Origin of the sequence: Haematospirillum sp. 15-248, from assembly GCF_012102665.1 — a bacterium.
Taxonomy (GTDB): Bacteria; Pseudomonadota; Alphaproteobacteria; order Rhodospirillales; family Rhodospirillaceae; genus Haematospirillum.
The window spans coordinates 172,539-183,751 of record NZ_JAAVTF010000002.1 but is presented as its reverse complement, the minus strand read 5'-3'; the positions used below and the strand labels follow the sequence as shown (position 1 = coordinate 183,751).

At 59.9% G+C, this 11,213-nt stretch carries 9 protein-coding genes; 6 read left to right on the top strand and 3 right to left on the bottom strand.

The features are described 5' to 3' along the window. Positions 1-13: 13 nt before the first annotated feature. On the top strand, positions 14-1,474 hold the full coding sequence (locus HEQ72_RS03810) for a sigma-54-dependent transcriptional regulator (protein ID WP_168022612.1): 1,461 nt from the start codon (positions 14-16) through the stop codon (positions 1,472-1,474). On the opposite strand, the gene HEQ72_RS03805 is transcribed toward HEQ72_RS03810, so the two are convergent. Next, complete coding sequence (locus HEQ72_RS03805; RefSeq protein WP_168022611.1) at positions 1,471-3,696, bottom strand: sensor histidine kinase; 2,226 nt, start codon at positions 3,694-3,696, stop codon at positions 1,471-1,473. The genes HEQ72_RS03810 and HEQ72_RS03805 overlap by 4 nt on opposite strands. Before the next feature lie 233 nt (positions 3,697-3,929). Here HEQ72_RS03805 and HEQ72_RS03800 point away from each other — a divergent pair, with 233 nt between their 5' ends. Further along, a complete protein-coding gene (locus tag HEQ72_RS03800; RefSeq protein WP_168022610.1) occupies positions 3,930-5,549 on the top strand; it encodes an ABC transporter substrate-binding protein in 1,620 nt (539 codons plus the stop codon). Here HEQ72_RS03800 and HEQ72_RS03795 read toward each other — a convergent pair. Continuing rightward, positions 5,530-6,126: a hypothetical protein gene (locus HEQ72_RS03795; protein WP_168019740.1), complete on the bottom strand. Its 597-nt coding sequence runs from the start codon at positions 6,124-6,126 to the stop codon at positions 5,530-5,532. The genes HEQ72_RS03800 and HEQ72_RS03795 overlap by 20 nt on opposite strands. Before the next feature lie 84 nt (positions 6,127-6,210). After that, positions 6,211-7,095, bottom strand: coding sequence for a DnaJ C-terminal domain-containing protein (locus HEQ72_RS03790; RefSeq protein WP_168022609.1), 885 nt, complete (start codon positions 7,093-7,095; stop codon positions 6,211-6,213). A 260-nt stretch (positions 7,096-7,355) separates the two neighbouring features. Between HEQ72_RS03790 and pdxH the strand changes: the two genes are divergently transcribed. The 4 genes from pdxH to aroC all read left to right on the top strand — a co-directional run bounded on the left by pdxH (position 7,356) and on the right by aroC (position 11,197). Then, entirely contained in the window at positions 7,356-7,958 is a 603-nt protein-coding gene (gene pdxH / locus HEQ72_RS03785; RefSeq protein ID WP_245184111.1) for a pyridoxamine 5'-phosphate oxidase, read from the top strand. 220 nt (positions 7,959-8,178) lie between these two features. Then, positions 8,179-9,123: a cation diffusion facilitator family transporter gene (locus HEQ72_RS03780; RefSeq protein WP_168022607.1), complete on the top strand. Its 945-nt coding sequence runs from the start codon at positions 8,179-8,181 to the stop codon at positions 9,121-9,123. A 143-nt stretch (positions 9,124-9,266) separates the two neighbouring features. Beyond that, positions 9,267-10,103 carry an enoyl-ACP reductase FabI gene (gene fabI / locus HEQ72_RS03775; protein ID WP_168019748.1) on the top strand — a complete coding sequence of 279 codons (837 nt, stop codon included), beginning with the start codon at positions 9,267-9,269 and terminating at the stop codon, positions 10,101-10,103. Positions 10,104-10,108: 5 nt separating this feature from the next. Beyond that, entirely contained in the window at positions 10,109-11,197 is a 1,089-nt protein-coding gene (aroC, locus tag HEQ72_RS03770) for a chorismate synthase (RefSeq protein WP_168022606.1), read from the top strand. Positions 11,198-11,213: the final 16 nt, after the last annotated feature.

Below are 11,213 nucleotides of genomic sequence, written 5' to 3'. Positions count from 1 at the left end.
CGACCGCATATCCATGAAAGCCGGGATACTCATCGTTGAAGATGATCCCCTGATGGCGGAACGCTATGCCGGTGATCTTGCGGCATGGGAAACCCGTGCGGCCGAAACCGGCAGGCAGGCCATGGATATCCTGTCACAATCCCCGCCGGATGCCGTGGTTCTGGATGTCAACCTCCCGGATATGAACGGGCTTGAAATCCTGCGCCATATTCGCGGCAACGGCATGCCATGCGGTGTCGTGGTTGTAACGTCACAGGCCTCGGTTCGTCTGGCTGTCGAGGCTCTCCAGGCCGGGGCCGACGACTTCCTGGTCAAACCTTTTCCACCCGAACGCCTGCAGGTTACGGTCGGCAATGTCATTGCCAAACAAAAGCTCAGCACAAAGGTCGAGCAGCTGACCGAACAGCTCCAGCCTGAACCACCGGGGCAATGGGGTGGATTTATTGGGTCATCGGCCGCCATCCGGGGCGTATACCGGATGATCGAGGCCGCAGCCCCGTCACGCGCCACCGTCTTTATCACCGGCGAAAGCGGCACCGGCAAGGAACTCTGCGCGGAAGCCATTCACAGGGCCAGCCCGCGCCGCAACGGGCCGTTTGTTGCTGTCAACTGTGCCGCCATCCCCCGGGACCTGATGGAAAGCGAGCTGTTCGGACACCTGAAAGGGGCCTTTACCGGGGCCATCGCAACCCGGGACGGTGCCGCAAGCCAGGCTGACGGCGGCACGCTGTTCTTGGACGAGATCGGGGAAATGGACATCAACCTTCAGGGAAAGCTGCTGCGCTTTCTCCAGACGGGAATGGTCCAGAAGGTCGGGGCCGACAAGGCGCAAAAGGTTGATATTCGCGTTATCTGCGCCACCAACCGCGACCCCCTGAAAGAAGTGGAGGAAGGACGGTTCCGCGAGGACCTGTACTATCGCCTGCACGTTATCCCGATCCATCTGCCTCCCCTGCGGGAGCGGGACGGCGATGCGCTGGAAATTGCCCAGGCCCTGCTGCTGCGCCTAGCGGCCGAGGAAAACAAGCCCTTCCGCCGCATTGCCCGCCCGGCCGCCCTGGCGATTGCCGGACATGACTGGCCCGGGAACGTGCGACAGCTTGAAAACGTTTTGCGCAGCGCCATTGTCCTGCATACGGGGGAAGAGCTGACCCTGGACATGCTCCCCGAGCAACTACAGGCTGAAGCAAAGGCAAACCCCGGACCAGCCGCCTTGGCCATTCTGGGCAATACGGTTGCCGCCACATCCAGTGCCCTGAAAGCAGCGATCCTGCACAATCACGATGCAGGCCATCCTGATGCAGGCAATGGTCCGGATCATCTGAAGCCTCTGTGGCTGATCGAGAAAGAGGCAATTGAGTCCGCAATCCATGTGTGCGGGGGCAACATCCCACGTGCCGCTGCGCTGCTGGAAATCAGTCCGTCCACCATTTATCGCAAAAAGATCAGCTGGGCCGAGAAACAACCGAATTAAGGGGACAGGTAACCGGGGCTTGCCTCTTGCAACACCCTCTGCGGCTCAGAGGCAGAAACAGGATCGTGCAATGGAAGCGTAAAATGGACGGCACTGTCCTGCCCATCCGGACCCAGACCACCTGACGGATCAATCCACAAGCGGCCACCATAGTTTTCAACGATACGGCGGCACAGCGACAGCCCGATACCACCGGCTGTCACCACAGGGCGGGTGTCATCGCCATGTGGAGCCACATCATGATGCGTACTGATCGGCGCAGCATGCCCGTTGTAGGCAACAACACATTCACAGAAAGCCCCGGCCTGCAAAACACGGATCACAATCTTCAGCGCATGCTGCGGATCCCGGCTGTCGAGAATATGAAACAGCACATTACGGAACAGCCCGGCCACAGGCTCGGGATGTGCAGCAACCGACGGCAGGCGACCATCAACGGACAGTACGGCCCCACACTCCTCAAGAACCGGTCCAAGTCCCCTGGAAACCCGTGCAACCACATCCCACAGGGGTACGGGCTCGCATGCGCCACCACAGCCAATCCGGGAATAGTCGAGAAGCTCTGCAATCATGCGCTCCATGCGCCGCCCGCCCTCGGCAACACGCCCCATGTCGCTGCGGAATGACTCATCAAGCAGATCACCGGCCCTGTGGCCAATCTGCTGCAGGCCATTGACCATCGCACGCAAAGGATCCTGCAAGTCATGGGCAATGCTGTGGGCAAACTGTTCCAGTTCGCGGTTTGAACGTTCCAGATCATCGATCAACAAACGCAAACGATTTTCATAATGCTTGCGATCCGTAATGTCTGCCAAGCCGACCAACGCAATGGCACGACCATCCAGCGCACCGGTACGGGCGGATACCAAGGCCCAGAACGGTGGCGCCGCAACACGACGGAACTGCATGTCCAGACGCTCCACCGCGTCATTGTTACGTAAACGGGACAACACATCCGAGACCGCTTCGTGACTGACCCACAAATCCTCGGCCATTACACCGGACAAGCCATCGCACCGGATCCCGAACAGGTCGGCAGCAGCAGCATTAACGCGGGAAACAAGACCCGAGGTCAGATCAACCAGCATGAAAGGGGCGGGCGAAATATCCAGCAGATATTCCAGCTGCTGTCGGCCACGCAGGGCATTCTGCTCGCTGTCCTTCAAATTCCCCAGGGCACAGGACAAACGTTGAACCGCCTCCCCAATCACCTGGAACTCTTTCAGTGATGCCGGTTCCTGCATGGGAAGAGGATCCCCGCTGTAAATCGCATCCAGGGCTTCACGGGCACGAACAGCCGGTCGCACAACATGCCGCAGCAACAAAAGTCCGCCCACAAGGATCAGAACCAAGGATCCACACACCAGAACAGAGCCCATGATGATGCCCTGCCATCCAGCCTCGACAATCGCCGCAGCACTGTTCCGGACCGTGTTTGCAGCCGTCCTGGACAGATTTGCCGTCATATGCTCCAGCGACACACGCGTCTGGCTGGCCTCCTTGTCAGCCTGCACCAGGACCGCCAGCTGTTCGCGGCGCAGATCAACCACCGACAGGATATCCTGCAGCAGACTGGCGGCAATTTCAGGACATTCCAGACATGGAGAAGACCCTTTGTAGAGAGCAAGCAGACGGTTGCGGGCGGCAGAAATATGAACCTGAAGAGCTTGCAGCCGGTCCATGTCCTGCTCGGCCTCCACACGGGCCAACAATGACTGCAGTTCCAGCATGATCTGTGACCAGAGGGCATTGACAGGGCGGACAGGAATGATGACTTCGACCAGCCGCACCTGAATACCAACCCGTTGCACCGCCAATGTATCGGCAAGATCACGCAGATAGGCACTGCGCCGAATGGCAGACAGCGCTGTATCCAGACAAGCCATACTGTCCACGCCGGCAAGGGGAGCAAAACGGACAGCCGTTCTTTCTGCCGTCAGCAAAGCCTTGTCGCGACGGACAGGATCATTGGTTCCCAGAACCACTTCGGCTGTTCTGGCCAGTTCCGCCGCCAGTACAGCCAGTGTCTGTTGCCCCAGAACTTCCGGGATAATACGCCCCTCTGTTTCTTCAGCCAAGGATATGGTACGGCTGAAGGCTAGAAGAATAGCCAGCGACGCACCGGCAACCGTCACCAGCATCACAATGCTGGCGACCATAACAACGGAACGAAGGCTCATCCCCTTCAAGGGAAAGGCAGGCGAAGCCGAAGACGGGAACATGTCACACCCTGCTTACGGGGTACAGCCAAACCCCAGACATCCTGTCAACAAACAGGCCCGAAACTGACTTGAATTGTTGCACTTTATCAGCTTCTTGACCATCCTTCCACAGTCCATACCGCAACAGCCACATGGAGTCTGCAGGCGCTATCCGGTCTCCGGATCTATCATTGACACAAGCCCCGGCATGCAACACCAACGGCCATAATGATCGCGTCAGGAACAGGTGCACAATGACACAACAGCCCGAAAACCTGCAGAAGAAGATATGGAAAAGGGGAGCCATCCTCGCGGTGATAGCCTTGGTCCTGGCAAGCCACAGCGCGGCGTACGCACGCAACCTGTCGGAAAAAACCCTGCGCATTGCCCTCGCTTCGGAAATCATATCGGCGGACCCGCACCGCCATGTCTACATGCCTGATATCCTGCTGCTCTCACACATCTACGATACCCTGATCACACGCGATCAGGATGGGCGCCTTGCTCCATCCCTGGCCGTAAAGTGGGCACAGCCAGCACCGAATACATGGGATTTCACCCTCAGGAAAGGCGTCAGGTTTCACGATGGGTCACACTTGCGGGCACATGACGTGGCATCATCCATCCAACGGGCCCGGTCGGTGCGCGACAGCCCGGTATCCTTCGGCGATTACCTGTCTGCCATTGCGCGGACAGAGATCCTGTCACCCCATGTCCTGCGCATTCACACAACAGACCCCATTCCGGATCTTCCATACCGGCTGAGTATTCTGAAGATCATACCGGCCAAGGCTGTTATGGCCAGCCGGGCTGACTTTGACCAACTGCTGCAAAAAACAGGAAGCGGGCCCTATCAGATCCAGCAATTCGATCGCCAGAAGCAGGAAATCATTCTGCGGGCTTCCACCAGCTACCATGGACCGCCACCACAATGGGATACCGTTATCCTGCGCGTCATACCCGATGATGCCCTTCGGGTTACTGCCCTGATTGCCGGGCATGTTGATATTATCGAACAACTTCCTCCTGCTGATGCAAGCCGTCTGGTCCGTAATCCCGCCTATACGGTCACCAGCCTGAAACCCGACCAACTCCTGTTTCTGGCCCCTGACACCCGCAAGCGCCACAGCCCGTTTGTCCTGAAAACCGGAAACCGGAGTACCAACAAGAACCCGCTGCATGACCCACGGGTTCGACGGGCCATTTCACTGGCAATTGACCGCCAGACCCTGGCAGAAGACAGTCTGTGCGGCTTCGCGGAACCAACCGACAGCCCCCTGCCCACTTCCGTACATCCGACACAGCTTCGGTCAGAGCCGGAGCAAGCCAGGGAGCTCCTGCGCGAGGCCGGCTGGGAAGGCGGCTTCACGGTTACCCTGCATATGCCGGAAGACCGCTATGTATCCGCGCTTGAAATTGCCAACACCATAGCCCTGCAACTCAGCCGGATCGGGGTAACAGTTGTCATAGAACCCGTTGATCCGGAACGGTTCTACCGGGCCGCCGGGAATGGGGACTATTCATTGATGTTGCTGGGAATAGCCCTGGATATCCGGACCCCCATGCATCCTGCCTCTTCACTTCTCGGCAGCACACAAAAGATGAACCGGACAGGGTGGCAGAATCCACGTATGGACAGACTGCTGGCAGCGGCTGCGGAAACAGGAAACGCCGGAGATAAGGGCACGCGACTGGCAGAAATACAGGTCATCCTTGACGCAGAGGCACCCGTTATCCCCCTGTATCGACAGATCCCGCTTTATGCCATGCGGGCGCACCTGACCATGAACAGTACCCAACAGGAAGGAAACTTGGCCGACACGATCACACCGTCACCCTCTCCATCCCGCACGGTCAGTGACGCGGGGCATTGATCTGCGACAGGATCATCCGGCGCACCTCGGATACAGATCCCAGAACATCCTGGGCCCGCACCATAAGATCTGCCAACTTCGGCGTTGTCGTTTTGCCGGGAGACCCGACACCGCGTGCCACCTCGGCATACAGCTCGTCCAGCTGGCCGCCCGGATCCTTGATCTGCGAGGCATCCTCGTCCAGGGCCTTGTACAGCAGAACCACCGACATGGCCGCCGTTGCCCGGCTGGTCAAGGTAGACAGGTCACGGGTCAGCCCGATACGGGCTTCCGGCGGCAAGGAAGCGCTCTCTTTTTTCTGCTGGTCCGAATCAGTGATCCAAGACCGGGTATCTTCCAGAAGCCCCAGAAGGTCATGGAAGACTCCGTCAACAAAGGCGGATTCATTCTGTCGTTCTGCGCTCAAGGTCTCTCTCCGGGAAACAAGCCCCAGGCACAAGGCCGGAATGCAGGGATCATCACACAGAGGCAGGGCGCCGACAATCATCCCCGCACAGACCGGAATACCGGCGCAGAACCAAAGCCGGCTGCCATCATGCCCAAGAGCCTGATAAAACAAGAGGCTGGGAGCCAACATTCACGACACAGACTGACACCATCCTGGAAGGCAGGCCCGAAAACGTCGTTTCTGCACAGACACCAGGCCATACTGGACCCGATTCTATAGCCCCTGCGCAACGCCGGCATTTTGCAGAAAGTCCTTCAGAACCGGGTCCGATGGATCTTCCAGCACAATCATCAACCGGCAAATCTGGTCGCCACGCCCGCTTCCGGAACCGGAACGGACAATCCCTTTCCCCTTCAGACGCAACTGGGTTCCTGTGTTGGATCCGGACGGAATCACAAGCTGCACAAGCCCGTCAACCGTCGGCACCGTCACCCGCGCGCCCAAGACAGCCTGGGACAGGGATACCGGAATATCGGCCAGCACATTCAGACCATCACGCCGGAACAGGGGGTGATCCTGCACAGTCACCTCCACCAGGGCATCACCGGGCTGACCGTCGCCGGCTCCCGGAAGCCCCATGTCTTTCAGACGCAAAACAGCGCCTGTCTCGCAGCCTGCAGGAACCTTCACATCCAGCGCCCTGCCCGAAGCCAGGGTGATACGCTTGACCCCACCCAGAGCCGCTTCCTCGAACGTTACAGACAGCGTATAGCGCACATCCGATCCGGGCCGCGATGCGCCGCGGTGCTGATACCCGGTCCGGCGCAACAGATCGGCAAACAGGTCATCATCAGAGGCTCCATCGTCCTCATGGCCGTATCCCCATGGCGACCGTCCGGCTGTCCCCCTGGCATAGCGGAAAGAAGAGGCCCGCTCGCTGCCATCGGCATTGATCTCGCCCCGGTCAAAACGGGCACGGCGCCGTGGATCCGACAACAGGTCATAGGCCGCCGTAACATCGCGGAAACGCTCCCCGGCCCCGTCATCGCAAGGGTTGCAGTCGGGGTGCACCGTGCGGGCCAGGGCACGGTATGCCTTCTTGATCTCGGCACTCGTTGCCGTTCGGGGTACCCCCAAAACAACATAGGGATCCTGCATGCACCATCACTCCGTGGAACCGGAAAGCGGCAGGCCCGGATTCCGGAAGCCGTCACAGCCTGCCCATACACGCCCACCCCTTATAGTGGGAGCAGGCTGACAGAACCGCAAGCCCTGCACAAGAACACGGACAATACAAACCCATCCATTGCATACATCCTGTTTTTCTGGGAACCGGAAACAACAGGCGTTATGGTGGGGGAGCAATGCGCCCGGAAACGGCACAAGACCCGCAGCATGCCCAGCAGGATTGCCCCACCATGAGCAGCACTTCCCTTGACGAGAACGCCAACCCCATCGTCCAGTTCGGCCAGTGGCTGAAAGCTGCGGAAGCATCCGAACCCAACGACCCGAATGCCATGAACCTGGCCACGTGCAATGCACAGGGGCACCCGTCCTCGCGCATGGTGCTGCTCAAGTCTTTCGATCACCAGGGCTTTGTGTTCTACACCAACCGGGAAAGCCACAAGGGTACGGACCTGCAGGAAAACCCCCGCGCAGCCCTGTGCCTGCACTGGAAGTCCCTGCGGGCGCAAATCCGCGTGGAAGGGCACGTAGAAACCGTCAGCGAGGCCGAGGCCGATGCCTATTTCGCCTCCCGCCCGCGGGATTCGCGGATCGGGGCCTGGGCTTCTTCACAGTCCCGCCCGCTTGGCAGCCGTTTCGAGCTGGAGAAACGCATCGCCACATACGGCCTCAAATTCGGCTTTGGAGACATACCCCGCCCCCCCTACTGGTCGGGGTTCCGGGTTGTGCCGGCACAGATTGAATTCTGGCGTGACCGCCCTTTCCGCCTGCACGACCGCATCGTGTACACAGCCGAAAGCGACGGAACGTGGACAACCAAACGCCTGTATCCGTAACCGGACCGTCCTGCCTGCAACCAACCTCGCTTGGCGGGGCTTTCCCTGCATGATAGGACTGGGGGCCACAGCAAAACCCCGCAAGGTTGAGAGGCTGGCCCGGGACCTGTTCCCCGGCAGCACGCCATAACAGACCGGGACCACGCCACCCACCTTGGCCATCAATCGAAAACCCCGTTTCCGCCCACACCAGATACAGCATGCTCCCCATGGAAACACCATGACAGACAACACAGCACCCCCGGAAACCCCCACCTCTGTCAGCCCGGAGCAGGCCGCACGCCTGATGCGCGGTGTGACTGCCCTGGCAACCGGGATGGCGGTTCTGATGGTTGCCATCAAGTTTGCCGCCTGGTGGATGTCGGGTTCGGTCGCCCTGCTGTCCAGCCTGATCGATTCGGGCCTGGACTTTGCCGCATCCCTGATCACCATGCTGGCCGTCCGCAAATCCCTTGTACCGCCGGATGCCGATCACCGCTTCGGTCACGGCAAGGCTGAACCCCTGGCAGCCCTGGCCCAGTCTGTGTTTGTCGGTATATCGGCTGTCCTGCTGAGCATAGAGGCCGTATCGCGCGTGATCACCCCTGAACCGGTACAGCATGAAACAACCGGCATTGCTGTCATGCTGGTTTGTATTGTCCTGACCCTGGGCCTTGTCGCCGCACAGAAACGGGTTGTCCGGCTGACCGGGTCCGTTGCCGTATCGGCCGACAGCCTGCACTACTCCGGGGATTTGATGATCAATATGGGGGTCATTGTCGCCCTGCTGGCATCCTCACAGATAGGCTGGACATGGGCTGACCCCCTGTGTGCGCTGATCGTGGCCGGCGTTCTGGTCTACAGCATTGTCCGCATTACGGCCCATGCCCTGGACAACCTGATGGACCGGGAGCTACCCGATGCCGACCGCGAACGGATCCTGGCCCTGGCCGCGCACGATCCACGGGTCATCGATGCCCATGACCTGAGAACCCGGCGTTCCGGGCTCCAGACCTTTATCCTGCTGCACCTGACCCTGCCACGGGACATGACCCTGGGCAGCGCCCACGATATCTGCGAGGCCGTGGCAACATCCATACGCCAGGCCTACCCGGGGTCCGAGGTCACAATTCACCAGGACCCCGGCGGACTGATTGAAGAGCGACTGGATGACCGGATCCGCTAGGACACCGGTACCAACACGCCAGCGCAACCAATTCTGGCGTACACCATGCTGGTCCTTTGACGTCCATGGCAACTGGTGTAGGATGCCGCCTTTCTGCCTGTCGGCAGAACCACTTGTTGTCTCACCGCTGCTAAGAGGTCCTGATGAATGTTCCCGCGCCGCTGATGGCCAATAAAAAAGGCCTGGTCATGGGCGTTGCCAACGATCGCTCCATTGCCTGGGGGATCGCCCGCGCCTGTGCAGCCCACGGGGCTGAACTTGCCTTTACCTTTCAGGGAGAAGCCCTGGAGAAACGTGTGCGCCCCCTGGCCGCCGGAGTTGGCAGTTCCCTGGTTCTGCCCTGCGATGTTACCAATACCGACAGCCTGGAAGCCTGCTTTTCCACTCTTGAAAAGGAATGGGGGCAACTTGACTTTGTCATTCATGCCATCGCCTTTTCCGACAAGGAAGAGCTGAAAGGCCCCTATTACAACACCAGTCTGGACAACTTCCTGAACTGTATGCACGTCTCGGTCTATTCCTTTACCGAGGTGGCCCGGCGTGCCCGCCCGCTGATGAAGAATGGCGGCTCCCTGCTGACCTTGTCCTATTACGGCGCCGAACAGGTGATGCCGCACTACAACGTCATGGGCGTGGCCAAGGCCGCCCTGGAAGCCAGCGTCCGCTATCTTGCCGTTGACCTGGGCGGTGAAAAGATCCGCGTCAACGCCATATCCGCCGGCCCGATCAAGACCCTGGCCGCCAGCGGCATTGGTGATTTCCGCCTGATCCTGCGCTGGAATGAACTGAACGCCCCGCTGCGAACCAATGTTTCGATTGACGATGTCGGTCATTCCGGCCTGTACCTGCTGTCCGACCTGTCTTCGGGCGTGACCGGGGAAATTCATCATGTCGATGCAGGCTATCACACGGTTGGTATGCTCAATCCAGCCAGCGCCGGCGATCTGTCAGACCTGCTCGGCCAATTCCGGAAGGACTGAGACACGTGGCCGGCAACAGCTTCGGAACCATGTTCCGGTTCACGACATTCGGTGAAAGCCATGGACCGGCCCTGGGATGTGTGGTGGATGGCGTTCCCCCCCGCATCCCTCTGTCCGAAGAGGACATCCAGACATGGATGGACCAGCGGAAACCCGGCACAAGCCGCTTTGTGACCCAGCGGCGGGAGCCTGATACGGTCAAGATCCTGTCCGGCGTGTTCGACGGGCAGACGACCGGAACGCCCATCGGGCTTCTGGTGGAGAATGTCGACCAGCGCTCCCGCGATTATGGGGATATCGCCAACCAGTTCCGCCCCGGACATGCTGACCTGACTTATCAGCTGAAGTATGGCATCAGGGATTATCGCGGTGGCGGGCGTTCATCGGCACGTGAAACGGCAATGCGGGTCGCTGCCGGTGCCATTGCCCGCCGGGTTCTGGACCACCTTGTCCCCCACGGGATTTCCATACGCGGTGCCATGGTGCAAATGGGCCCTCACCGGATTGACCGCAACCGCTGGAACTGGAGTACGGTGGGGCAAAATCCCTTCTTCTGCCCCGATGCTGTTGCGGCGGCAGAATGGGAAAGCAGGCTGGAAGAGGCCCGCAAGGCAGGTTCGTCCTGTGGTGCCATTATCGAGGTCATGGCCGAGAACGTTCCGGCCGGGCTAGGGGAACCCGTCTATGACAAGCTGGATGCCGACCTAGCCCGGGCCATGATGTCCATCAACGCGGTCAAGGGGGTGGAGATCGGCGACGGCTTCGCGGCAGCAGCCCTGTCAGGGGAAGACAATGCCGACGAGATGCGACAGACCGACAAGGGGGGCATCGCATTCCTGTCCAATCATGCCGGTGGCATTCTGGGCGGCATTTCCAGTGGTCAACCGATTGTCGTGCGTCTGGCCGTCAAGCCAACATCCTCCATCCTGACCCCCAGACGCAGCGTGGACCAGGACGGACAGGACATCACCATCCGCACAACCGGACGGCATGACCCCTGCGTCGGCATTCGCGCCGTTCCCGTGGCCGAAGCCATGGTGGCCGTTACGCTGGCCGATCACCTGCTGCGGCATCGCGGACAGTGCAGTTGGTGAAGGCCGGGGCATGGAA